This is a genomic window from Pseudarthrobacter sp. MEB009 (assembly GCF_030208875.1).
GTDB lineage: Bacteria > Actinomycetota > Actinomycetes > Actinomycetales > Micrococcaceae > Arthrobacter.
In genome coordinates, this window is sequence record NZ_JARVTC010000006.1 from 201,991 (window position 1) to 226,758 (window position 24,768).

The 24,768-nt window shown below is 67.5% G+C and carries 19 protein-coding genes; 9 read left to right on the forward strand and 10 right to left on the reverse strand.

The features are described from left to right. Positions 1-109 precede the first annotated feature (109 nt). From QRN07_RS05725 to QRN07_RS05745, 5 genes are all read left to right on the forward strand, one after another. Positions 110-1,093: an ABC transporter substrate-binding protein gene (locus tag QRN07_RS05725; protein ID WP_285240589.1), complete on the forward strand. Its 984-nt coding sequence runs from the start codon at positions 110-112 to the stop codon at positions 1,091-1,093. A 94-nt stretch (positions 1,094-1,187) separates the two neighbouring features. Further along, positions 1,188-1,790, forward strand: a complete 603-nt coding sequence (locus QRN07_RS05730) for a TetR/AcrR family transcriptional regulator (protein WP_050685287.1) — start codon at positions 1,188-1,190, stop codon at positions 1,788-1,790. 123 nt (positions 1,791-1,913) lie between these two features. Further along, entirely contained in the window at positions 1,914-3,431 is a 1,518-nt protein-coding gene (locus tag QRN07_RS05735; protein WP_285240590.1) for an aldehyde dehydrogenase family protein, read from the forward strand. Next, positions 3,432-5,072 carry a GMC family oxidoreductase gene (locus QRN07_RS05740; RefSeq protein ID WP_285240591.1) on the forward strand — a complete coding sequence of 547 codons (1,641 nt, stop codon included), beginning with the start codon at positions 3,432-3,434 and terminating at the stop codon, positions 5,070-5,072. A 46-nt stretch (positions 5,073-5,118) separates the two neighbouring features. Then, positions 5,119-6,714 (forward strand): APC family permease, encoded by a 1,596-nt coding sequence (locus tag QRN07_RS05745; protein WP_285240592.1) that lies wholly within the window; start codon positions 5,119-5,121, stop codon positions 6,712-6,714. Positions 6,715-6,786: 72 nt separating this feature from the next. Here the strand turns inward: QRN07_RS05745 and QRN07_RS05750 are convergent, their stop codons facing one another. From QRN07_RS05750 to QRN07_RS05780, 7 genes are read right to left on the reverse strand one after another with little or no spacing between them, the layout of a single operon-like run. Beyond that, positions 6,787-8,175 (reverse strand): NtaA/DmoA family FMN-dependent monooxygenase, encoded by a 1,389-nt coding sequence (locus tag QRN07_RS05750; RefSeq protein ID WP_285240593.1) that lies wholly within the window; start codon positions 8,173-8,175, stop codon positions 6,787-6,789. Between the two features lie 9 nt (positions 8,176-8,184). Further along, positions 8,185-9,261, reverse strand: a complete 1,077-nt coding sequence (locus QRN07_RS05755; RefSeq protein WP_056595785.1) for an LLM class flavin-dependent oxidoreductase — start codon at positions 9,259-9,261, stop codon at positions 8,185-8,187. Next, positions 9,258-10,085, reverse strand: a complete 828-nt coding sequence (locus tag QRN07_RS05760) for a DUF1684 domain-containing protein (RefSeq protein ID WP_285240594.1) — start codon at positions 10,083-10,085, stop codon at positions 9,258-9,260. Before QRN07_RS05760 ends, QRN07_RS05755 begins: the two co-directional genes overlap by 4 nt. Beyond that, a complete protein-coding gene (locus tag QRN07_RS05765; RefSeq protein ID WP_285240595.1) occupies positions 10,069-11,199 on the reverse strand; it encodes an LLM class flavin-dependent oxidoreductase in 1,131 nt (376 codons plus the stop codon). Before QRN07_RS05765 ends, QRN07_RS05760 begins: the two co-directional genes overlap by 17 nt. Then, on the reverse strand, positions 11,196-12,227 hold the full coding sequence (locus QRN07_RS05770) for an ABC transporter substrate-binding protein (RefSeq protein ID WP_285240596.1): 1,032 nt from the start codon (positions 12,225-12,227) through the stop codon (positions 11,196-11,198). Before QRN07_RS05770 ends, QRN07_RS05765 begins: the two co-directional genes overlap by 4 nt. 10 nt (positions 12,228-12,237) lie before the next feature. Next, on the reverse strand, positions 12,238-13,047 hold the full coding sequence (locus QRN07_RS05775; protein WP_050685296.1) for an amino acid ABC transporter ATP-binding protein: 810 nt from the start codon (positions 13,045-13,047) through the stop codon (positions 12,238-12,240). Continuing rightward, complete coding sequence (locus QRN07_RS05780) at positions 13,047-14,087, reverse strand: amino acid ABC transporter permease (RefSeq protein ID WP_050685297.1); 1,041 nt, start codon at positions 14,085-14,087, stop codon at positions 13,047-13,049. Before QRN07_RS05780 ends, QRN07_RS05775 begins: the two co-directional genes overlap by 1 nt. A 314-nt stretch (positions 14,088-14,401) precedes the next feature. Between QRN07_RS05780 and QRN07_RS05785 the strand changes: the two genes are divergently transcribed. The 4 genes from QRN07_RS05785 (at position 14,402) to QRN07_RS05800 (ending at position 19,865) form a co-directional block, all read left to right on the forward strand. Beyond that, positions 14,402-16,378 (forward strand): FAD/NAD(P)-binding protein, encoded by a 1,977-nt coding sequence (locus QRN07_RS05785; protein WP_285240597.1) that lies wholly within the window; start codon positions 14,402-14,404, stop codon positions 16,376-16,378. A 4-nt stretch (positions 16,379-16,382) separates the two neighbouring features. After that, the gene (locus QRN07_RS05790) at positions 16,383-16,922 is read left to right on the forward strand and encodes a GNAT family N-acetyltransferase (RefSeq protein WP_285240598.1); all 540 of its coding nucleotides are present in this window, start codon (positions 16,383-16,385) and stop codon (positions 16,920-16,922) included. Positions 16,923-16,967: 45 nt separating this feature from the next. Continuing rightward, positions 16,968-18,692, forward strand: a complete 1,725-nt coding sequence (locus tag QRN07_RS05795; protein ID WP_285240599.1) for a helicase HerA-like domain-containing protein — start codon at positions 16,968-16,970, stop codon at positions 18,690-18,692. A 180-nt stretch (positions 18,693-18,872) separates the two neighbouring features. After that, the gene (locus tag QRN07_RS05800) at positions 18,873-19,865 is read left to right on the forward strand and encodes a hypothetical protein (protein WP_285240600.1); all 993 of its coding nucleotides are present in this window, start codon (positions 18,873-18,875) and stop codon (positions 19,863-19,865) included. Positions 19,866-19,928: 63 nt separating this feature from the next. Here the strand turns inward: QRN07_RS05800 and QRN07_RS05805 are convergent, their stop codons facing one another. The 3 genes from QRN07_RS05805 to QRN07_RS05815 all read right to left on the reverse strand — a co-directional run bounded on the left by QRN07_RS05805 (position 19,929) and on the right by QRN07_RS05815 (position 24,493). Then, positions 19,929-21,929, reverse strand: coding sequence for an NHL domain-containing thioredoxin family protein (locus tag QRN07_RS05805; RefSeq protein WP_285240601.1), 2,001 nt, complete (start codon positions 21,927-21,929; stop codon positions 19,929-19,931). Continuing rightward, positions 21,929-24,094, reverse strand: a complete 2,166-nt coding sequence (locus QRN07_RS05810; RefSeq protein WP_285240602.1) for a bifunctional copper resistance protein CopD/cytochrome c oxidase assembly protein — start codon at positions 24,092-24,094, stop codon at positions 21,929-21,931. The genes QRN07_RS05805 and QRN07_RS05810 overlap by 1 nt, the downstream gene beginning before the upstream one ends. Before the next feature lie 111 nt (positions 24,095-24,205). Next, positions 24,206-24,493 carry an HU family DNA-binding protein gene (locus tag QRN07_RS05815; protein ID WP_009358243.1) on the reverse strand — a complete coding sequence of 96 codons (288 nt, stop codon included), beginning with the start codon at positions 24,491-24,493 and terminating at the stop codon, positions 24,206-24,208. Between the last annotated feature and the right edge of the window lie 275 nt (positions 24,494-24,768).

Consider the following 24,768-nt stretch of genomic DNA (forward strand, 5'->3'; position numbering starts at 1 on the left):
CCGCGTATCTCCGGGTTGCGGAGGCCTTTGGCCTGGCGGGGAGGGCTGCCGGATAGTTGCTGCACAAGCACACTTCCGCTGCATCAGTCCTTACCTCCCAGGAGAAAAAATGGCCACCATTAAGGCAAAGCCGCTCGCGGCCGCGGCCCTGACCATCACCGCATTGCTGGGGCTCGCCGCCTGCTCGGACCCCGGCGCCTCCGCGGCCGCAGGGCCGGCCACCGGCGCCGCCACCACCGCGGCCGGCAAGCAGTTCAACCTGGCGCCCGAGCAGGACCGGTTCAAGGTGTCTGTCGACGCCGAGGCAGCCGCCCTGGTCCCCGAAGCCATCAAGGCCGACGGCAAGCTGACGGTAGTGTCCACGGGCGGCACCGCGCCGCTGAGCCTGTTCGCCACGGACAACAAAACCGTGATCGGCAGCGAAGTGGACATCGCCCACGCCGTGGGTGAGACCCTGGGCCTGCAGGTCGAGGTGCTTCCGGTGGCCTGGGCCGACTGGCCGCTGGGCGTTGAGTCCGGCAAGTACGAGGCCGTGCTGTCCAACGTCACCGTGACCGAGGCCCGCAAGGAAAAGTTCGACTTCGCCACCTACCGAAACGACCTACTGGGCTTCTACGCCAAGACGGACTCCGACGTCGGCGAGGTCAAGGAAGCCAAGGACGTGGCCGGCAAGCGCATCATTGTGGGCTCGGGCACCAACCAGGAAGCCATCCTGGTGCGCTGGGACGAGGAAAACAAAAAGAACGGCCTGGCGCCGGTGGAATTCCAGTATTACGACGACGACTCGGCCTCCACGCTGGCACTGCAGTCCGGCCGGGCGGACCTGACGTTTGCCCCCAACGCGGGCTCGGCCTACAAGGCCGCCCTGGACGGCAAAACCAAGCAGGTGGGCACCCTGAACGGCGGCTGGCCCCTGACGGCCGAGATCGCGTTCACCACCAAAAAGGGCAACAACCTCGCCGTGGCCGCCCAGGCGGCATTGAATGAACTGATCGACAACGGTACCTACGCCAAGATCCTGGACCGCTGGGGCCTCACCTCCGAAGCCATCAAAAAGTCCGAGCTGAACCCGCCTGGCCTGCCCAAAAAATAACGGGACCTCCCGCCGACTGAATCCCAGCCCCGCTCCGGCGGGGCTGGGATTCTTCGAATGTGGGCTCCCGGCGGGTTTGGCATACTCTGGCCAGATGGGGACAAAGACCGTGAACTCAGGTGAGCAGCTTGACAGGCAATCGCGCATTCTCGAGGCGGCCCTGGAACTGCTGTCACGGCACGGCATTTCGGGTGTGAGCATGCGTGCGGTGGCCCGGGAGGCCGGCGTCGCGCTGGGCCTGGTGAACTACTACTACGACGACAAAACCAGCCTGATACGGGCCGCCCTGCACCGGGTTGAGGAGCAGGACCTCCTGCTGCTGGCACCGGACCCCTCGGCCGAACCGGATGAACAACTCCGCAGGGCCCTGCGGCGGATCGCCGGTGCCGACCTCCTGACCACCAGGTACCTGTCCCTGCGCCTTCACCTTTGGGCCCTCGCCCAGGCCGATGCAGACTATGCCGAGATTAATGCCGCCGCCTTCGACGGGTATCTCGACGGGCTCGCGGCGCTCGTCTCGAAGGCCATCCCCGGGCTTGCCTGGCAGGAATGCCGGGAGCGGGCCGCAGACATTGTGGTGGTGCAGAACGGCATGTGGCTGACGTCACTGCTGGGCGTGGATGAGGCCTCCATCCAGCGAAGCATCGCCCGCACGGAAGAGATCGCTTTCGCCCCACAGGCCGGCAGCCAGACCTAGGCGTCGGGCCCAGCCCCGCCCCAAGGCGGACCATTTCCAGCAACCGGTATCGGCCTGAGACATCTTGAACGTTTGTTCAAAAAAGCATTGAACAGTCGTTCAACTTCAGCTAATGTCCTCCGTATGACCTACGCCACACCTTCTGACGACGTGCCAGCAGCCACCCTGTTCATCAACGGCTCGTGGGAGCCTGCCGCATCCGGCGCGGTGCGCCACATCCGCAACCCGGCCGACGGCGAACTGGCCGCCACCGTATCCGAAGCCGGGCAGGAAGACGCTGAACGCGCCATCGCTGCAGCCCGGGCCGCCTTCGATTCAGGAGTCTGGTCGAACGTCCCGGCCCCGGATCGCGGCAGCTTCCTTCTGAAGGTCGCTGCCGGACTGCGCGAACACCGCGAAAAGTTCGCCCGCGCCGAGTCGCTGGACACCGGCAAGCGGATGGTCGAAAGCCGCATCGATATGGACGACATCGCCGCCTGCTTCGAATATTTCGGCAGGCTCGCCGGGCAGCAGGCGGGCCGCATCGTCGACGCCGGGGACCCCGCCGTCGTCAGCAAAATCACCTACGAACCCGTGGGCGTCTGCGGCCTGATCACGCCCTGGAACTACCCGCTGCTCCAGGCGGCCTGGAAGATCGCCCCCGCCCTGGCCGCCGGCTGCACCTTCGTCCTGAAGCCCTCCGAGCTGACCCCGTCCACCGCCATCCTGGCCATGCAGCTGCTGCAGGACCTCGGCCTGCCGGACGGCGTCGCCAACCTCGTCACCGGAGCCGGCGCGGAGGCAGGCGCGCCGCTCTCCGAACACCCCGACGTCGACCTCGTTTCCTTCACCGGCGGCCTGGAAACCGGCAAGCGCATCGCGGCCGCCGCAGCCGGCACCGTCAAGAAAGTGGCACTGGAGCTCGGCGGCAAGAACCCCAACGTGGTGTTTGCGGACGCGGACTTTGACGCCGCCGTCGACAACGCCCTTAACGGCGCGTTCGTCCACTCCGGGCAGGTCTGCTCGGCCGGGGCGCGGCTGGTGGTGGCGGAATCCATCGCCGAAAGCTTCGTGGCCGAACTGGTCCGCCGCGCACAGGCGATCAGGCTTGGCGGCCCCTTCGACGAGGCGGCAGAAACCGGCCCCCTGATCTCCGCGGCCCACCGGGACAAGGTCCACGCCTACGTCCAGCGCGGCATCAACGAGGGCGCGCGGCTGCGGTGCGGCGGCGCGGCACCTGTTGGGGAAAAGTACGACGCCGGCTTCTACTACCAGCCCACCGTCCTGGACCGCGTTGCCAGGGGAATGTCCGTGGTCACCGACGAAGCGTTCGGCCCGGTGGTGACGGTGGAGACGTTCCGCACCGAGGACGAGGCGGTGGCCATCGCCAACGACACCGTCTACGGCCTGGCCGGAGCGGTCTGGACCCAGGACGCGGGCAAGGCGCAGCGCGTGGCGTCCCGGCTGCGGCACGGCACCATCTGGATCAACGACTACCACCCCTACCTCCCCCAGGCCGAGTGGGGCGGCTTCGGCCAGTCCGGCGTCGGCCGCGAGCTGGGCCCGACCGGCCTGGCCGAGTACCAGGAAGCCAAGCACACCTACCAGAACACCAGCCCGCAGGTAACCGGCTGGTTTGCTGACCACAGCAAGGAGAACTAGATGCACGTGGAAAACATCGGGGATCTTCCCGGGCGCGGATTCGACTACGTCGTTATTGGTGGCGGATCCGCCGGAGCCGCAGTGGCCGCCCGGCTGAGCGAGGATCCGGACGTGACCGTGGCCCTCGTGGAGGCCGGCCCGGATGACCGCGGCCTGCCCGAGATCCTGCAGCTGGACCGCTGGATGGAGCTGCTGGAATCCGGCTATGACTGGGACTACCCGGTGGAACCGCAGGAGAACGGCAACTCCTTTATGCGCCACGCCCGCGCCAAGGTGATGGGCGGCTGCTCCAGCCACAACTCCTGCATCGCGTTCTGGGCCCCGCGCGAGGACCTGGACGAGTGGGAGTCGAAGTACGGCGCCACCGGCTGGAACTCTGCAACCGCCTGGCCGCTCTATCAGCGACTGGAAACCAACGAGGATGCCGGCCCTGACGCGCCGCACCACGGTGACTCAGGCCCCGTGCACCTGATGAACGTGCCCCCGGTGGATCCTGCCGGCGTCGCGCTCCTGGATGCATGCGAACAGACCGGCATCCCCCGGGCAAAGTTCAACACCGGAACCACGGTGGTCAACGGCGCCAACTTCTTCCAGATCAACCGCCGCGCGAACGGCACCAGGTCCTCCAGCTCGGTCTCCTACATCCACCCCATCATGGAGCGCGAAAACTTCACCCTGCTGACCGGCCTCCGCGCCCGCCAGCTGGTGTTCGACGCGGACAAGCGCTGCACCGGCGTCGACGTTGTGGACTCGGCGTTCGGCCGGACCCACAGGCTGTCCGCCCACCGCGAGGTCATCCTGTCCACTGGCGCCATCGACTCGCCCAAGCTGCTGATGCTCTCCGGCATCGGCCCCGCGGCGCACCTTGCCGGGCACGGGATCGAAGTCCTGGTGGACTCCCCCGGCGTAGGCGAAAACCTGCAGGACCATCCTGAGGGCGTGGTCCAATTCGAGGCCAAACAGCCAATGGTGCAGAGCTCGACGCAGTGGTGGGAGATCGGCATCTTCAGCCCCACCGAGGAAGGCCTGGACCGCCCGGACCTGATGATGCACTACGGCTCCGTACCGTTCGACATGAACACCCTGCGGTACGGCTACCCCACCACCGAGAACGGTTTTTCCCTCACCCCGAACGTCACGCACGCCCGTTCCCGCGGCACCGTCCGGCTGCGCAGCCGCGATTTCCGCGACAAGCCGATGGTGGATCCACGCTATTTCACGGATCCCGACGGCCACGACATGCGGGTCATGGTGGCCGGCATCCGCAAGGCCCGCGAGATCGCCGCCCAGCCGGCCATGGCCGAGTGGGCCGGGCGTGAGCTGTCGCCCGGGATCGGGGCACAAAGCGACGAGGAACTTCAGGACTACATCCGCAAGACGCACAACACGGTTTACCACCCCGTCGGCACCGTCCGGATGGGCCCGCCCGACGACGGGATGTCGCCGCTCGATCCCGAGCTGCGGGTCAAGGGCGTCACAGGACTGCGCGTCGCTGACGCCTCCGTGATGCCTGAACACATCACAGTCAACCCCAACATCACCGTCATGATGATCGGCGAGCGTTGCGCGGACCTCATCCGCGCCGGCCGCACCGGCGAAACGACAACGGCCGAACTGGAGTTCAGCGCCTCCCACGCCTGAGTACCAGGCGTCATCACCATCGTGCTTTTCTGATCGAGGAGTCCAAATGTTGGAACCCAGCAAGAGTATTGATTCAAGCGGCATGGACGAGTTCGGCTACACCCAGACCCTGGACCGGAGCATCGGCAAGTTCGCCAGCTTTGCAGCAGGCGTCAGCTACATCTCCATCCTCACCGGCGTTTTTCAACTGTTCTACTTCGGTTTTTCCATGGCCGGACCGGCGTATGCCTGGTCCTGGCCCATTGTCTTCGTTGGCCAGCTGATGGTGGCGCTGTGCTTCGCCGAACTGGCCGGCCGCTACCCCGTGGCGGGATCCGTCTACAACTGGGCCAAACGGCTGGCGTCCGGTACGTCGGCGTGGCTGGCCGGCTGGCTGCTGCTGCTGTCCTCCATCATGGCGCTGGGGTCCGTGGCCCTGGCGCTGCAGCTCACCCTGCCGCAGCTCTGGTCCGGGTTCCAGTTCGTTGGTGACGGCACCGGCCCGTTCGACTTTGCCATGAACGGCGTGGTGCTGGCCACCATCATGATCACCATCTCCACCCTCATCAACGCGTTCGGCGTGAAGCTTATGACCCGGATCAACAGCGTTGGGGTTTTTGTGGAGTTGGTGGCAGCCGTCCTGCTGATCCTAGCGCTTGGCTGGCATGTGGTGCGGGGGCCTGAGGTCTTCTTCGACACCACCGGTTTCGGGGAAGGCCATGACCTGGGCTTCTTCGGCGTCTTCCTGATCGGGGCCATGGCATCCGGCTACGTTATGTACGGCTTCGATACCGCCAGCTCTCTTGGAGAGGAGACGAAGGACCCCAAACGCACGGCACCCAAGGCCATCCTGCGGGCCGTCACCGCCTCGTTCCTGCTCGGTGGCCTGATCCTGCTTTTTGGCATCCTCGCCGCGCCGGACCTCACCGATCCCAAAATCGGTTCTGCCGACGGCGGCCTGCAGCACATCGTGCTCTCCGTCCTGGGCGGACCCTTCGGCAAAGCCTTCCTTGTCTGCATCGTGGTGGCCGTGGTGGTCTGCACCCTGTCCGTCCACGCGGCCGCCATCCGGATGATGTTCGCCATGGCGCGGGACAACAACCTCCCCTTCAGCAGGCAGCTCAGCAAAGTGGATCCGGTCCGCAGGACCCCTACCGTCGCGGCCATCGTTATCGGCGCCCTGGCCGTTATGCCGCTGCTCATCAACGTTATGCAACCGGCGATCTTCACGATTCTGTCCAGCATCAGCATCGTGCTGATTTACCTGTCATATCTCCTGGTCACTGCGCCCATGCTGCGCAACCGGCTCCTGGGCAGGTGGCCGGGTGAAAATTCCGACGCCGGATTCAGCATGGGCAAATGGGGGCTGCCGGTGAACATCCTCGCCGTCCTGTGGGGCGCCGCCATGACAGTGAACCTGATCTGGCCGCGCCCCGAGATCTACAACTCGGTGCCTCCGTTCGAGTGGTACCTGCAGTGGGGCGGGGTGATCTTCGTCGCCGCCGTCACCGCTGGCGGCGCCCTGCTGTACCGCCTGAAGATCCGCCATCAAACGGGTGTCCTGGCCGAGCATGCCGCGGCCGTCGCAGCCCATCCTTCGTCGGGTCCGGGCGGGGAGGAAGCACCGGCTGCCGCCGCCGGACTGGAGGCCAAGGTGCCCTAGAGCAGTTGTTCCCACACGGTCAGCTCCAGCCGGACCAGCTCCGCGGTGGATTCCGCCGCGGAGCTGTCCTGCTCACGCATGCCGGACCGGGCCGGCGGCGGTGACGGCATCGCCGGAACGGACAGGCGTCGCCAGGCCAAGGTTTTCCCGGAGCGTGGTGCCGCGGTACTCCGTGGGGTAGACGCCGCGTTCCTGCAGTTCCGGCACCAGGTGGTTGACGATGTCGTCCAGGCCCGTGGGGATGAGCCACGGCGAGATGTTAAAGCCGTCCACAGCCCCCACCCTGGCGAATTCCGAGAGGTGATCGGCCACGGCGGAGTAGGAGCCGGTAAACGTGGCGTCCATGCGGGAGGTCTTGGCGGAGACGAACTGCCGGATGGACAGGCCTTTGTCCTTCGCCTCGGCCCGCCACTGGTCCGCGAGCTGCCGCGCTTTGGCGCCGTGGAATCCGCTGCCGCGCGTCTCGGACGTCTCCTCCACCACGGGATCGATTTCGGGGAGCGGCCCGTCGGGGTCGTAGCCGGAGAGCTCCCGGCCCCAGAACTGTTCGAGGTAGGCCAGGGCCTGCTGCGGCCCGATCTGCAGGCTGCGGACCCACTCCTTCTTGGCCTGGGCCTCCTGGTCGGTGGCCGCGAGAATGAACTCGCTGGCCGGCATGATCTGGACGGCGTTGGCAGGACGGCCTGCCGCCAGTGTCCGGGCCACCAGGTCGGTGCGGAATTCAATGGCTTTCTCCAGCTTGGGATGCGCGGAGAAGATCACGTCAGCCTGCCGGGCGGCGAAGTCCCGGCCTTCCGGGGAATCCCCGGCCTGGAACAGCACCGGGCGGTACTGGGCGCTGCGCGGAAGGCGGGGCGTGACGTCCACGGTGTAGTGCTGGCCCTCGTGGCGTACGTGGCGGGCCGGGCCGGCGGGGGTCTCCCACGAATCCCAGATCCGTTTGGCGGTCTCCACAAAGGCTTCCGCGTGCTTGTACCTGTCAGCGTGGTCAAGGTAGCCGCCGCGGCGGAAATTCGCTCCGGTCCAGGCGTTGTCGGTGGTAACGATGTTCCAGGCGGCCCGGCCGCCGGAAATCAGGTCGAGGCTCGCCAGCCGGTGTGCCAGGTCCGCGGGATCGTTGTAGGTCGTGTTCTGAGTGGCTACCAGGCCGATGTTGGTGGTGACGGCGGCGAGGGCCGCCAGGGCGGTCTGCGCGTCCGGGCGGCCCACCACGTCCAGGTCGTGGATCCGGCCCAGGTGTTCACGGAGCCGCAGTCCTTCGCCCAGGAAGAAGGCGGCGAACAGGCCGCGCTCTGCGGTCTGCACCAGCCGGCGGAAGGATTCGAAGTCCGTTTGCGAGCCGGATTCGGCGGCCTTCCAGATGGTGCCCGAATTCACCCCCTGGAAAAAGATGCCGAACTGCAGGGTGCCCGAGGGCGCAAAAACGGTGGGATCGGATTTAGCACTGCTGTGCGAAGTCATGGTTTTTCCTTATTCTGCGGCGGCAATGGCGGTTGCGGCGGCGTCGGCGTAGCGGCTGGCGGGGCGGTCAAGGCCCAGCAGGTCCCGGAAGGTGGCATCCTGCAACGGTGCGCGCAGGGCGCCGCTGCGCCGCAGCTCCGGCAGGACCACGCGGGAGAGCTCGTCGAGTTCCACATCGAACGACGCCGGGTGGAGGCGGACGCCGTCGGCTACCGCCAGGATCGGTGCCAGTAAAGCGGCAAGCCCGGCCGCGCTGCCCGTAAAGAGCGCACGGCCGCTGTCCGCCGGCGCGGGGCGGTCTGCCGCTGCCAGCCCGCGTGAGTCCAGGACCACGTCAAGTTCGGCGATGATGGCCACCCCGGTGCGCAGCCGGCTGCGGGCATCCCGGACCTCTGCGGTCAACAGTTCGGGCGTGGGTGCGGTCACCAGGACCGCGTCCACTGCGGCGTCGTCCACCAGTCCGCTGCCCAGCAGGCCCAGCGGGGCGATGACCGGCAGCTGGCCCTGAAGCGGCCGCGGAATGATGGAAGGGCCCTTGATGGAATAGCCGGGGCCGGCCTCTTCCGGGGCGGTGAAGTCCACATAGTGGAGCTTGTCCACGTCGATGTAGCGGCCGGTGGCCACGTCGCGGATGACGGCGTCGTCCTCCCAGGAATCCCAGAGCCTGCGGGAAACCTCGATCGCAGCCGAAGCCTCTTTGGCCAGGCCTTCGCCCGTGACGCTGCGCCGGCCCACAGCTGCGGCGGCCGCCGGGGATTCGGTTGCCGTAGCAATCCAGCCGGCCCGGCCGCCCGAAACGTAGTCCAGGCTGGCCAGCTGGGTGGAGACGTGGAACGGTTCGGTGTACACGGTGTCCACTTCGGGAACCAAGGCGATGGACCGGGTCACGGGGCCGGCAAAGGCTGCGCGCTGCAGCGCGTTGGCACGGCCCGCTTCCGGGGCGTCCTTGAACGTGGCCACGTGGAAACCTGCGGATTCCACTGCCAGCACGGCGGCGGCGAGGGTGCCGGATCCGGCCCCGTCCCAGCCGGCGCCGTCGAGTTCGATGGCCAGGAAACCGGGGCGTGCTGTAGCTGCGGTGCTCACTGCTGGTCCTTCCGTTCGTAGGGTGTCTTTTCGCCGGCTTCGATGGCCACCGGAAGCCGGTTTTCGGCCGGCGGCAGCGGGCAGGTGGCAAGGTCGGTGTAGGCGCAGGGAAGGTTAACGGCGCGGTTGAAGTCGAGCTCCACCGATCCATCAGCGGCCGGAGCCACGGACACCGACCGGTTGGCGGCGTAGGTGGTCTTTCCGGAGGTCTGGTCCGTGAACAGCACCGTGAGGGATCCGGCCGTGTAACCGTTGAACGCGGTCAGCGACAGGTCCTGGCCTTCGAGCCGGAAACGCAGCTCGCCCGGGGCTTCGTAAACGTGCTGGATGCCCTCGACGGCGGCGCCAACGGTGGTGGTGCGCGGCGTTTCGAAGGGCACATACGTCGCGGGGACGGCAAAGGCCGCGTTCGGGGCGTAGGCAGGGGTCCCCTGGTAGGTGCCGAGCAGGGCGTTGTCCGGGTGCCGCGGCCGGACGATGTACAGCCCGCCGCGTTTAGCCAGTTCCACCACTGCGTTACCGGCTGCGAGGTTGATCCCGCCGCGTTCCGGAATGGGGCCAAAGGTGATGGTGGTGCCCGTTGCAGTATTGAGCTCCTGCCCGTCCTGCTCCAGGCTTTCGCCGGCCGCCAGGACCACCGTGACGGTGTCGGCATCCGCGCTCCAGGTGCCCGGTGCGCCGTCCAGCGGGGTGGGCGTGGCGTCAAGCCAATGCAGGTGGGTGACGGCGAGGAAGCCGTGCGGGGAGGCCCGGTGCTGTTCGTGGGCTGTGTGCCATTCTTCCCACTCAGCGGCGAACGGCGTCGTTTCAGCGTGCGTAGTCAAGGGTGCTCCTGGTCTGGATGGAAGTGGCTGGGACAGCAGGTTCGGGGCGCAGCCCGTACGGGTCTTCGGCCTCCCACAAGGTGGTGGGAGCGGCGGCCCGCACGGCGGGGATGACTTCAAGGGCGAACCGCTCCAGGATGTCCAGCTGCTGCCCGAAGGGAAGGGTGGTGGGAAGGGAAATGGATTGCAGGTCGTGGCCGTACAGCCCGTGGTAGCTCAGGATCTTGTCCACCACCTGTTCGGGGCTGCCCACCAGGGCCGGTCCTTCCGCCACCGCGTGGTTGATGTCCCGGAAGGGCGAGTTGTTGCCGGGGACGTTGCGGTTGCGGGTCAGCGCCTCGTACACAGGCCCGAACTGGCGGATGGCCTCCTGCGTGGTGTCCGCGATAAACACACCACCGGCGCCGCTGCCCGAGCCAACATACTGGTGTTTCGGGTCATGGCCGTGGCGCTCGTATTCGTCCCGGTAGTGCTGGATCAGCACATGGTAGTTTTCCCGCGGCTGGATGGCGTTCGCCGTGAACAGCGGGTCCCCCCACTTGGCGGCCAGGGCCGCCGATGTCAGCGTTGTGGCAGAGCCGTGCCAAATCCGGGGCGGGCCGTCAAACGGACGGGGCGTGGTGGTGGTGGGCTCGGTCAGGGGTGCCCGGAACCGGCCGGACCAGGTGAGGTTCTCCTCGCGCCACAGCCGGCGCAGCAGTTCATACTTTTCGGCCAGGAGCTCCCATTGGTGGTCCAGGTCCAGGCCGAAGAGCGGGTACTGGAGCACCTCATTGCCCTTGCCGATCACCAGTTCCAGCCGGCCGCGGCTGAGCTGGTCGATCGTGGCGTAGTCCTCGGCCACCCGGACCGGGTCCAGGACGGAAAGGACGGCGACACCGGTCTGCAGCCGGATCCGCTCCGTGACGGCAGCGATGGCCGCCAGCACCGTGGTGGGCGAGGAGGAGATGAACTCCCCCGCATGCCGCTCACCCACGGAGAACCCGTCGTAGCCCAGTTCCTCGGCCCGCTGTGCGGTCTGCACCACCTGGTTCAGCCGGTCCGCGGTGGAAACGATGTCCCCGGTGAGCGGGTTCTTCAGGTGCGGAATAATGTCCAGGACCTGGAACTTCATTTTGCGGCCCCGAAACTTTCCGCCGTGACCGTTGCCGACTCCGGCAGGGCTTCCTCGCTCAAACCCCAACGTTCCAGGACGTCCCCGTAGCTGCCGTCCTTGATGGCGGCGTTCAGCGCCTCGGTGATGACCGGGGCCAGGCCGTTGCCCCGGAGCGTGGTGGCTGCCACCAGGGTTTCTGCCGGCCAGCCGGCATTGACCTTGCCCACCACTTTGAGGTCGTCGCGGGTGTTTTCCCGGTACACGGTGGACGGGTAGGGGGCGATGTTCAGGTCCGTGCGGCCTGAGGACAGCGCCAGGATGGTATCGGCGTCGGACGAGTAGTACTGCAGCGTGGCCGGGGCCTTGCCCTTGTCCTCAAGTTCCTTGTTCCAGGCCAGCAGGATCTTTTCCTGGTTGGTGCCGGACCCCACGGAAACCTTCAGGCCGGAAATGTCGTCGGAGCCCTTGATGTCGTAGCTTGCGGATTTTTTGGCTTCGAACCCCATAAACGCGGCCCGGTAGGTGGCGAAGTCGAAGAGCTTCACCCGGTCCTTGTTGACGCCCACGTTGGAAAACACGGCTTCGAAGTCGCCCGACTGGGTTTTCAGCGGCCAGTTTTCCCAGGAGGTCACCTGGATGTCCAGGTCCAGGCCCAGCTTGTCCGCTACCAGCTGGGCGATGTCGATCTCCACGCCGATGGGCGTTTTGTCATCCGTGGCGTGGAACGTCAGCGGAATCGACCCTGCCGTGGTGGCGATGGTCAGCTTGCCGTCCTTGCCGATCAGGTCCGGCACCTTGGCGGCGAGCGCGGCGTCCTTCTCTGCCCGGATGCGCTGCTGGTCCGGCGAAGTGTTGTAGACCACGCCGTTGCGGGCAGCCGTCGGCTCCGCCGCCGCCGAGGCGTTTCCAGCGGCGGAGGCGCCGGGGTCGGCGCACGCGGACAAGGCAGCGGTGCCCAGGAGGACGACGGCGGGCAGGGCGGCAAGGGTGCGGACGCGGCGCGGGTGCCGGCGGCCGGCGCCGGGGAGACTGGAGGAGAAAGCCATGGTGGATCCTTTAGATGTTGAAGGCGGGTTCGAGGACCTTGGAGAAGAAGCTCCTGGTGCGCGGTTCGCGGGGGTTGGTGAAGAGTTCCTGGGGTGTGCCCTGTTCCACGATCTGGCCCTGGTCCATAAACACCACGGTGTCCGCGACGTCCCGGGCGAAGCCCATTTCGTGGGTGACGATGATCAGGGTGGTGCCGGACTTGGCCAGTTCACGGATGACGTCCAGCACTTCGTTGACCAGCTCGGGGTCTAGTGCGGACGTTGGCTCGTCGAACAGCAGGATCTTGGGGTCCAGGGCGAGTGCCCGGGCAATGGCCACGCGCTGCTGCTGGCCGCCGGAGAGCTGGCGGGGGTAGGCGTCGGCGCGGTCCTTGAGCCCTACGCGGTCCAGGAGTTCCAGGCCGCGGCGCCGTGCTTCCTCCTTGGTGCTTTTGGCTTTTCCGGGGCGCTGTGCCACCACCGGGGCTTCGGCGACGTTCTCGAGCGCCGTCAGGTGCGGGAAGAGGTTGAAGTTCTGGAACACCATGCCGATTTCGGTGCGCTGCTTCAGGATGTCCTTTTCCCGCAGCTCGTGCAGCCGTTCGCCGCGGACCTCGTAGCCCACCAGCTTTCCGTCGATCGAAATGTGGCCGCCGTCCATCTTTTCGAGGTGGTTGATGGTGCGCAGCAGCGTGGACTTTCCGGAGCCGGAGGGGCCCACAATGACTGCCACGCCGCCTGGTTCCACGGTGAGGCTGACACCTTTAAGGACTTCAGTGGTCCCGAAGGATTTCCTGACCCCGGTGATTTCCACCAGGCCGCGGGTTGGTGTTTCAGTCATCAGAGGCTCCTTGCCCGGTTGCTGTCCACGGCGTGGGTGGCGAAGAATTTGCGGGCCTTCTGCAACGGCGTCAGGGGCAGGTTGCGGACCGCTCCCTTGGAGTAGTGCCGTTCGATGTAGTACTGGAAGACGCTGAGCACCGAGGTGATCACCACGTACCAGAGCGTGGCCACCAGGAGCAGCGGGAGGACCTGCTGGGTGCGGTTGTAAATGACCTGGACGGTGTAGAAGAGCTCCGAGTAGGCCAGCACGTAGACGATCGAGGTGCCCTTGACCAGGCCGATGATCTCGTTGAAGGCGGTGGGCAGGATGGCGCGCATGGCCTGCGGCAGGACGATGCGGGTGGACCGCCGCCAGGCCGGGATGCCCAGCGCCGCAGCAGCCTCCAGCTGGCCCTGGTCCACGGAGAGGATGCCGCCGCGGATGATTTCCGCGGAGTAGGCAGCCTGGTTGAGTGTCAGGCCCAGGACGGCAGCGGCAAACTGGCTGATCAGGGTGGTGGTCTGGATTTCGAAGAACCGGACATCAGTGAACGGGATGCCCAGGCTGATCTTTTCGTACAGGTAGCCCAGGTTGTACCAGAGCAGCATCTGCACCAGCAGCGGGGTGGACCGGAAAATCCAGGAGAACGTCCAGGACACGGAGACCAGCAGCGGGGACGCAGAGAGCCGCATCAGCGCCAGGATGAAGCCCAGCACAAAGCCGAGCAGTCCGGAGATGGCGGTGAGCTTCAGCGTTTCCACCAGGCCGTTGATGACCGATTGCGCGGTGAACCACTGGGCCACCACGCCCCACTCCCAGCGGGGGTTGGTGGCCAGCGACCAGGCGATCGCCACCACGCCCAGCGCCACGGCCGCGGTGCCCACCCACCGCCACGGGTGTTTGGCCGCCACCACGCGGTAAGCGGAGTAATCGGCGGCCTGCCGCCCCGGGCCACCTGCCGGCGGCTGGCTCCCGGCACCGGCAGCAGCCGGCGCAGGTCCTGCGGACGGGTCCGCAGCCTGTTCCGGCTGCGCCACCCTTGTTGTTGCTGAACTCATGTGCCACCTCGCTTCTGGTCTGTGCCCGGAGCATCCGCCCTGGTCCGCGACGTTCTGCCGCGGTTGCTGGCTGCAAATCTAGGACCGCGCCGAGAGGCCCGGCAAGGCGGCAGGTTGCATTCCTTCACCTGGCTTCGCACGGCGTCATGAGTCCGTTTTTTGCCTTTCTTGACGCGGGATGACGCGGAGTTAACGGGCGTGAACAAGGCGCTCGACCGCCGTCGGGAACGCTGCCTACCATGGCACTCCGGCAGCCCCTTCAATGTCCGGGTCCCGCTGCCGCAACCCACCACCGCCTGCCACCAGGAGCCCCCATGCCAGCCACCATCCCGGCCATCGTCTTTATTGGCGGCGGGCCCCGTGCGGCAGGCGTCCTGGAGAGGCTGGCAGCCAACCGGCCGGAAGTTTTCGCCGGCCCCGTGAAGATCCACGTGGTGGAGCCGCATGTCCCAGGTTCGGGCCGGATCTGGCGCTACGACCAGGACCCGGGCCTGCTCCTGAACTCCATGGCCGCAGACATCACCATGTTTACCGACGACTCCGTAAGCTGCGACGGCCCGGCGCTGCCCGGGCCGTCGCTGGCGGAGTGGGCCGCCGGGATCCTGGCCGGCAGCATCACGGACGTCCCGGATTTTCCCCGCCCCCTCCAGGAGCAACTGCGCACCCTCACCGGCGCCACGTTCCCCACCCGCCGCCTGCAGAGCCAGTACCTTGAGTGGTTCTTCCGGAGGACCGCCAGGACCTTCGGCCGGAGCCTGACGGTGCACCGGACCACCGCGGAGGACATCACCGCCTCCGACGGCGGCGGCCACGACGTCACGCTGGCAAACGGCCGGGTCCTGCACGCCGACCTCCTGGTCACCGCGGTGGGCCACACCGATTCCCTGCCTGATGCCGCGTCCGAACGGTGGCAGGACTTCGCCCGGCGCCACGGCGGGTTCCACGCCGCACCCAGCTACACCACCGACGTCGACTATTCGGCCATCGCACCGGGCCAGGACGTCATTGTGGCCGGCATGGGCCTGGCGTTTGTGGACCTCCTGGTCATCCTGATGGAAGGCCGCGGCGGCAGGTTTGAAGAAGCGGCCGACGGCGGGCTCCGCTACCTTCCGTCCGGACGGGAACCGCGGTTGTGGGCCGGGTCCCGACGCGGTGTTCCTTACCACTCGAAGATCTCCGCTGCCCTTGCCGGTGACGCGCCGGGTCCGTTGGAGTTCTTCACCGCGGACGCGGTGGCCGGGCTGCTGGAACAGCACGGGGAACTGGACTTCCGCAGCCACCTGTGGCCGCTGATCGCCAAGGAGGCCGGGTACGGCTATTACCGCGAGCTGCTGACAGGTGCACCCGGACGCGGCGCCCTGGCCTGGGACACGTTCGCAGTGAAGTACGCGGGCCTGGACTGGTACAGCGACGCCCGCCGGGACCTGGTGGCCGCCGCTGTACCCGATGCCGCGCTCCACCTTGACCTGGAACAGCTGGACCGCCCGTTTGAGGGACGCCTGTTCGAGGGCGCCGAGGATGTCCAGGCCGCCGTGGCCGGCTACATCGAGCATGACCTGGCCCTCCGCGACAGCCCGGACCATCCGGAAACCCTGGCGTTGTTCCTGGCTCTGCTGCGCGTCTACATGGAACTGGGCCGGGTGGTTCCCGCGGAGCGGCTCAATGCCCGGTCGCAGCAGACCGTCCACGGCTGGTGGCACGGGTTCTTCAGCTTTGTGGATTCCGGCCCGCCCCCGCACCGGCTCCGGCAGATGCTGGCCCTGCACCGCGCCGGGCTGCTGCAGTTCCTTGGCCCCGGCCTGGAAGTCTCAGCCGATGAAACAACCGGCGCCTTCCACGCCACGTCCCGGCAGTCCGGCGCGGGCATCAGCGCCACCGCCTTCATCGAGGCCCGGCTGCCGGCCACCTCCTTGGCCCGGACCCGCAACCCTGCCCTGGCCGCCCTGCACCGAACCGGGCTCGGCACCGAGCAGCAGCTGCTGACGGCGGACGGGATCCATTCCACCGGCAAGCTTCTGGTCAACGGGGACCTTCAGCTGGTGGGCGCCTGCGGCCAACCCCAGGCGGCGGTCTTCGGAATCGGGCCCGGCACCTCGGGCTGGGGCGCCGGCGCGTTTGCGCGGCCCTCGACCAACGCGGCACCGTTCCGGGAGAATGATGCCCTGGCCCGGCGGATCCTCGCCGCAGCGCAATCGCTCGCAGCAGCATCCGCCGCCGCTTCGGCGACCGCACCAACGCAGTATCCGCAACCAACCCGTCATCCCCAACCAGCCGCCGTCGGAAAGAACTGAAACCATGACTGCCGAACCCACTGTGGCGCACCGCCCCCTCGACCCGGCCTCGCTGGCCGTCCTGAGCCTGCCCATGGATGACCCCAGGGTCCGCCCGCTCCTGGACGAGCTCGCCGTCGAATACGGCACCCGCTACAACGACCTCTTCGGCGACCGGGAGGTGGCCGACGAACTGAACCGGTACCCGGCAGCCGAGTTCGCCGCCCCCGGCGGGGCGCTGCTGATCATCCAGGAAAACGGCGAATCCATCGCCGGCGGCGCGTTCCGCCGCTACGACGCCACCACCGCTGAGTTCAAGCGGATCTGGACCGCCACCGGGCACCGGCGCCGCGGCCTGGGCCGGCTGGTCCTGGCCGAACTGGAGGCCGTGGCCGCCCAGGCCGGGTACACCACCGTGTACCTCACCACCGGACCGAGGCAGCCCGAAGCCAAGCACCTGTACCTCAGCACCGGCTACCAGGCGCAGTTCGACCTTGACGCTGATCCCGAGACCATTGGCGCGCTGGCCTTCACCAAGGAACTTCCCCCGGTTCCACAGCCCTGAGACGCACGCCACCACAAAGGGCCCTGCCGCCGCTAAGCTAACGCCATGGCCATCAAAACCACAGCAGAGAAGCTCGCCACCATCCAGAAGGGCTACACCCTGGAAGGCGCCACCATCGAGCTGGGGGCCGCCATCATCGACGGCGAACTCCACAAGGACGCGCCGGTGCGGCTGCCGCTGGCCATGATGAACCGGCACGGGCTGGTGGCCGGCGCCACCGGTACCGGCAAGACCGTCACCCTGCACATGATGGCCGAGCAGCTGTCCACGGCGGGTGTGCCGGTGTTCCTGGCCGACATCAAAGGCGACCTCTCCGGCCTTGCCACCGCGGCGCCGGGCAGCGAAAAACTGGCAGCCCGCACAGACAGCATCGGGCAGGCCTGGCAGGGCAAGTCGTATCCCGTGGAGTTCCTGGCCCTGGGCGGCGACGGGGTGGGGGTTCCTGTCCGGGCCACCATCACCTCGTTCGGGCCCATCCTGCTGTCCCGCATCATGGAGCTCAACGACACCCAGGAATCCAGCCTGCAGCTGGTCTTCTACTTCGCAGACAAAAACAAACTGGAACTGATCGACCTGAAGGACCTCCGCGCCGTTATCCAGTTCCTGACCTCCGATGAGGGCAAGGAGCAGCTGGCGGAGCTCGGCGGCCTCTCCAAAGCCACCGCCGGCGTCATCCTGCGCGAGCTGGTCAACCTTGAGGCCCAGGGGCTGGAGAAGTTCTTCGGCGAGCCGGAGTTCGACACCGCCGAGCTGCTGCGCACCGCCCCGGACGGGCGCGGGGTGATCAGCTGCCTGGAGCTGCCCACCCTGCAGGACAGGCCCATGCTGTTTTCCACGTTCCTGATGTGGCTGCTGGCCGACCTGTTCGAGGACCTGCCCGAAGCCGGCGACCTGGACAAACCCAAACTGGTCTTCTTCCTGGACGAGGCGCACCTGCTGTTCAACGGCGCCTCCAAAGCCTTCCTGTCCGCCATCACCACCACCGTCCGGCTCATCCGGTCCAAGGGCGTGGGGATCTTCTTTGTCACCCAAACCCCCAAGGATGTGCCTGCGGAAGTGCTGGGCCAGTTGGCCAACCGGGTCCAGCACGCGCTGCGCGCGTTCACCCCCGAGGATGCCAAGGCCCTGAAAGCCACCGTCTCCACCTTCCCGGTCAGCGACTACGACCTCGAGGAGACCCTCACCTCCGCCGGCATCGGCGAAGCCGTCATCACCGTGATGAACGACAGGGGCGCGCCCACCCCCGTTGCCCTCACCCGGCTGCGTGCCCCCGAATCCGTGATGGGACCCAGCGACCCTGCCCTGGTCCAGGGAAGCGTTGGCGCGTCGGCCCTGCTTACCAAGTACGGCACTGCCGTGGACAACCACTCCGCGTACGAGAAACTGACGGGCAAGTCGGCCACCGCCACCGGCCCGGCCGCTCCCGGCCAGCCCCCGCTGCCCGCAGGCGCACCCAACCAGGATGGGCAGGGCACCGGCGGGCATGCCGATCTCGACGCCGAGGCCCGCCGGATCGAGGAAGAAATCCTGGGCCGGCCCAGCAGCAGGCCCGCCCCCACATCACCGGCGCCCGCCGAACAGCCCCGGGCGCAGGCGCCACGCCAGGCCCCGCAACAGAACGCCGGCGGCGGGATGATGGGCGATCTCGGCGGGCTGCTGGGCGGGGCCCTGGGCGGCGGCATTAAAAGCATGGCCAGGTCCGTGGGCACCCAGCTGGGCCGGGAACTCCTGCGCGGCGTGTTCGGCACGTCCTCCCGGCGCCGCCGCTGAGCCAGCACCGCTGAGCCGCCGCCGCGGACTCCCCGCGCCTGGCGGAACGGCACCCTGCCGGCCGTCCCCCGGGCCTGCGGGCCGCCGTCGGACGCGTCTTTCCGGCGACGTAACGCCACGCGCCACGCGCACGCCGACTTTAGCGGGATTGGCACGCACGTTAGTGTAAGGACCGTGCAGATGAGTCAAGCGTTGGTGAGGATAGCGGCCGGATGGCTGCTGGGCCTGATGCTTGCCGTCGCCGGCGCCATCGTGGCGGTCAACGTGGTGAACAATACGGTGGCCAGTGCGCAGCAACCGGTGCGCGAGTACCTGGACGCGCTGCAGAGCGGCGACGGTGGCCGGGCCCTGGGCCTGCTGCGTGCCACGGTTCCGCCGTCCAACGCCGCGATGCTGGACGGGACGGCGCTGCAGACGGCAACGTCGCGGCTGTCCAACGTGGACATCGGCGATCCGGAGGACCAGCCGGGCAACCGCGTGATGGTTCCCCTGGAGTACACCATTGACGGCAGCCGGCTCCGCAGCGAGTTTGTGCTGGAAAAGACCGGCACGGAGTGGCTTTTCTTTAACACCTGGGCGTTTGTCCCGTCCCGGCTGCCCACGGTGGACATCACGGTGGTCAACGGCAGCGAGGCGATCGTCAACGGCGCCGCCGTCAACATGCCCAACGGCAGGAACTCGTTCGCGGTGTTTTACCCCGGCGAATATGAGGCTTCCCTGAACGGGCAGTACTTCGCCGCGCCTGCCACCCGGGCGACGGTCACGGCCCGGGACGCCCCCGTGGCGCCCCTGAACCTGCTGACGCAGGCCACCGACAGGCTGAAGCAGGACGTTGCGGCAAAGGTCAAGGAATTCCTGGACGGCTGCGCCGGCGAAGCGGTCAAGGAGCAGAAACTCCAGCCCGACTGCCCGTTCTATTACGCCAGCAACAACCGGGTCCAGGACGGCACCATCAAATGGAACGTCACCAAGTATCCCGGCGTGTCCATCGAGCCGTTCGACGGCCGGTGGGTGGTGGCGCCCCTGGACGGGAAGGCCACCGTGGAAGCCCTGCAGCAAAACGCGTTCACCGGCATCTGGTACCCGCTCAAGGAAGAAGTGGACTTCAGTTTCACCACCCGCCTGGACGTCACCCCGGATGCTGTGCGCGTCACCCCGCAGCTGAGCTTCTAGCCCGCCGCCCCCAACGCTCCGTCAGGGGCGGCTGCTTTTACGGAAGCGGACGACGGCGGCGCGTCAGTCCATGCCGCGGAGGTCCAGTACCAGCCCGGTATCGCCGTCCGCCTGCAGCAGCACGGGAATGCCCCAGTCCTGCTGGTACAGGTGGCAGGCGGCGTGGTCGGGGATCTCGCCGTCCTCGGTCTCCGGACCGTCGCAGGCAGCGGCCCGGGCGGTGATGTGCAGGACACCTTCGGGGACGTCGGCCGAGAGCTCCAGGGTGCGGCGCAGGCCCACCGAGGTGCCGCCGCCGGAGAGCAGCAGCTCCGGCGGGGTGGCGGAGATCTTCAGCTGGGTGGGGTCTCCCCACCGGTCGTCGAGTTTCTGGCCCGTCGGGGCCGTGAAACGGACCGTGAGCTCCAGGAGGCCCGGCGCCACCGGACTCTTGGGCCGCTGGGTCCGGGACGCGCCCTCGTCCACCTGCTGGGCTTCCTTGGGGATGGGCACGTACACCAGCTGGTGCCGGTTGGCTTCCACCACCACCAACAGCGGCTCGGAGCCTGCGGCCTGGGTGTGGTCAACGATCACGTCGGACGGCTCGGCCAGGCCGCGGGCCAGGGTGGACACAGTCCCGGACGCGGGGTCGAACCGGCGTACGGCACCGTTGTAGGTGTCGGCGATGGCCACGGAACCGTCGGGGAGGACGGTGACGCCCAGCGGATGCTGCAGCCTGGCCCCGGCGGCGGGGCCGTCGCGGAACCCGAAGTCGAACAAGCCCTGGCCCACGGCCGTTTCCACGGTGACGGTGCCGGCGTCGTCAATGACCAGCCTGCGGAGCGCCGAGGTCTCGGAGTCGGCTACCCAGATGTTCCCGTCAGCGTCTTCGGCCAGGCCGGAGGACTGGGCAAACCAGGCCTCGTGGGCGGCACCGTCCAACAGGCCCTCCAGTCCGTTGCCGGCCACGATGGAGACCGCGCCGGTGCGGGGGTCGAAGCCGAAGATCTGGTGGGTGCCGGCCATGGCAACCACCACGGCGTTGAGCTTGCCGGACCACACCACGTCCCACGGTGAGCTCAGCGAGACGTCCAGCGGGTGCGCACTGAGCTGGCCGGTGAAGCCGGCGGCGTCCTCGTCCACCCGGGCGGGGCCGGTCTCCAGCAGCCGCTGGATGCCGTTGCCCACCAGTGTGGTGGCCTGCCCGTCGCGCAGCGAGAGCCCACGCAGCCTGTGGTTGACGGAGTCGGCGATGACCACGTCGTAGCCAACTGAGGCTGCCACATCGTCCGGCAGGAGCACCAGGCCCTGGGGCTCGTTGAACTGCGCCGTGGCCGCGTCACCGGCGGCCTGGCCGTCAACGTGGCCCTTGGTGCCGGTGCCGTAGGCGGCCAGGACCGTCTGGAAATCGGTACCCAGTTCCACCAGGCGGTGGTGCCCCGTGTCGGTGACCAGCCAGGAACCCTTGGCAGCGGCAGCACCGTCGTCGGACGCCTGCCGGGAGCCCGCGGAGCCGCGGCCCGGCGGCAGGAAAAGCGCCTTGCCCGGGAAGCGGAGCGTGCCGGAGGTGGCAACCGGTGCCACGTAGGGGCCGGAGCCGCGGTGCAGGGTGCCCTTGGCCTCATGTTCGGCGATCAGCTCGGGGATCAGCACCGCGAGGCCGTCCGCGTGGCCTTCACCGGACAGGTGCGCCACGATGTAGCCCTCGGGGTCGATGACCACCAGGGTGGGCCAGGCGCGGGCGGCGTACGCCTTCCAGGTCTCCAGCTCAGGGTCATCCAGCACGGGGTGGTGGATGTCGTAGCGTTCCACGGCGGCGGCGAGGGCCACGGGGTCGGCCTCGTGTTCAAACTTGGGTGAGTGGACTCCCACGGTGACCAGCACGTCGGAGTACTGCTCCTCCAGGGGGCGCAGCTCGTCCAGGACGTGGAGGCAGTTGATGCAGCAGAAGGTCCAGAAGTCCAGGAGCACAATCTTGCCGCGCAGGGCTTCAAGGTCCAGGGACTTGCCGCCGGTGTTCAACCAGTTGCGGCCCACCAGTTCGGAGGCGCGGACCCGGTGGTGGGTACGTACTGTTTCGCTCATCAGCGTCCTTCCAGCTTTGAATTGCGGTCAGCCAGCTTGGCGTCGCGTTCAGCCAATTTGGCAAACATATCGTTGTAAGCGGTCATATCGGCGTCGTTATTCCTGTCCGCCGCCCGGTCCACGCGTTTGGACTCGCGCTGGTCGGACCGCGACCACATGATCGCAACGCCGATGGCCACCAGGAGGGTGGGGACCTCACCGATGCCCCACGCCACGGCGCCGCCTGTCTGCTGGTCCATCAGGGCCGACTGGCCCCAGGTCCGGCCCAGGTTGCCGAAGTAGTCGGCGGCCAGCAGGTTGGTGCCGCCCATGATGGACACCCCGAAGAAGGCGTGGAAGCCCATGGTGGCCAGGAGCAGGAGCAGCCGCATGGGGTACGGCGCCCGGCGCGGCAGCGGGTCCGAGCCGATCATGGTGAGCACAAAGATGTAGCCGGTCAGCAGGAAGTGCACGTTCATCAACTCGTGGCCCACGTGCTCCCGCATGGCGAGGCCGAACAGGTCCGAGTAATAGAAGAGCACAATCGAGCCGGCGAAGTTGGCGGCCGCAAACAGCGGATGCGTCACGAGTTGCGAGAACTTTGAGTGGACAAAAACCAGGATCCATTCCCTCGCGCCCCGCGAACCGTCACCGCGGGCGGGCAGTGCCCGCAGGGCAAGGGTGACCGGTGCGCCAAGCACCAGGAAGATAGGCGCCACCATGGTCAGGGCCATGTGGTCCACCATGTGCGCCGAGAACAGGATGCGGCCGTACACCGCAGGCGGTCCCGAGGTGATGAACGTCAGGACGGCCAGGCCCACCACCCAGTTGATGGTGCGGAACCAGTTCCACTTGTCGCCGCGCCGCAGGACCTTGGCGACGCCCAACGCGTAAGCAACCAGGCCGAACAGCGCCACGGCAATCCAGAGCCAGTCCAGCCGCCACTCGGTCAACCAGCGCTCCGGGGTCAGTTCCGGGGGCAGCTCGTAACCGGTCAGGATAAAGGCCGGGGAAGCGTCCGGCGCATAGGTGGTGGGCTGAGGCGGGGCGGAACGGCCCAGCGCCACGGCGATCCCGGACGTTGCGCCCATGATCAGCAGCTCCGCCAGCACCAGCTGCCACAGGACCCGGCGGGTGGACATGGCGGCGCCCTTGCGGCCCAGCTGCGGGATGACCCATTGCCGGTGCATAAACCCGATGCCGCCCAGCACCAGCGTGGCAGTGGTCTTCGCAAGGATGAGCTGGCCGTACACGGAGCCGAAGAGATCTGCCCAGCTGGTGATCCTGATGCTGGCGTTGATGATGCCCGACGCGAGGACCAGGACGAAGGCAAAACCGGCCAGCGTGGAGAACCTGCGCAGGACCGCCTCGGTGAGGTCCGTTGTTGCGCCGGCCTTGGCGCCGGTGAGGATTCCGGAGAGCAGCACCAGCATGATGATGCCGCCCACCCAGGCGCTGACGCCCACCAGGTGCAGGCCCAGCGAATTGATGGCGCCTTCGTGGTCCGAGGAACTGGATGAATGGCCGATCAGGGCGGTGGGTACCAGCCCTGCGAGGGCCAGGATCAAGGTCAGGGCCAGCCCGCCGAGGGAGCGGACCCCGAACAGGGCGGTCGTGACCACGGCGGCGATGATCGTGACGGCCAGCCAGGCCCGGCCCGTTTCGATGTCGGTCATGAAGTAAACCAGGGCCTTGGTGAACTCCGCGTCGCCGGAGACCGGCTGTCCCGCCACATCGGAATAGGTCAGCACCAGGACGGCGATGGCGGAGAGCGTCCAGATGGCACCGGCGCCCGCAGCAATCGACAGGGCCCGGGTAAAGGCCGGATGCTCGGCGGCCTCGCCGTCGGCTGCGGCCGCCCTGCCGCGGTTACGGCCGCCCAGGTGTTTGGGCAGGATCCCCACGGCGAAGATCAGGCCGCCGATAACAGTGGCAAGGGCGATGTTGTGGATGGCCTTGCTGGCGGGCAGGCCCCAGCGAACCAGCTCACCGGGGTCGGAGACCGACCGGGCCGCAGCGGCGCCGGAGAAAATCAGTGCGGCGGCCAGGCCCAGGAACATGGCGCCGAGCCCCGCCAGCTGCCAGCCCAGCGAAATACCCGGGGCGCCGCCGTCGCGCCCCTGCCCTCCCTTGCCGGGAGGGGACTGAAGCGGCACGGAACGTGGTTTGGCGGCAGAAGACACCATTCCATTGTCCGCTACGCCCGGGCGGGCGGCGAATCGGCTTAAAGCAAAAGGAGCGGCAACCGGATGGTTGCCGCTCCTTGCCGGTGCCGGCTGTGCGCCGGGCCGGAAAGCCTACTTCTTGTTGGAGACAGCAGCCTTCAGCTTCGAACCTGCGGTCAGCTTAACGCTGTGGCCCGCGGCGATCTGGATGGTCTCGCCCGTCTGCGGGTTGCGGCCGGTGCGTGCAGCACGGTCGGTGCGCTCGACTGCGAGCCAGCCCGGGATGGTGATCTTTTCGCCGGCGGCGACGGACGTCTCGAAGACCTCGAACAGGGCATCGAGGACGGAGTTGACGGCTGCCTGGCTGGTGCCGGCCTTGCCAGCTACCTCTGCAACAAGTTCACTACGGTTCTTAGCCATTTATGTCCTCCTGGACGGTTTGATCTGGAGCCTGCACACGGCATGCGCACAAGCCACTGTTCGAAAACTTACCAGCTTGGGCGCCGCGGTACGGCAAATTCCGCGTGTTTCCGCCAGTTTTTGAGGTTAATCACCGGAATTCCGGCCTAATTTGTCCCCATTTTGCGTTTCTGCCCGGGTCAACCGCTCCAACCTGTCCTGCCTGTGGTGGGGTCGGTGGCGTCCCGTCTGTCCCTCACCGTTACGCTATCGGTTGTGGTTGTTATTCGGGGTGT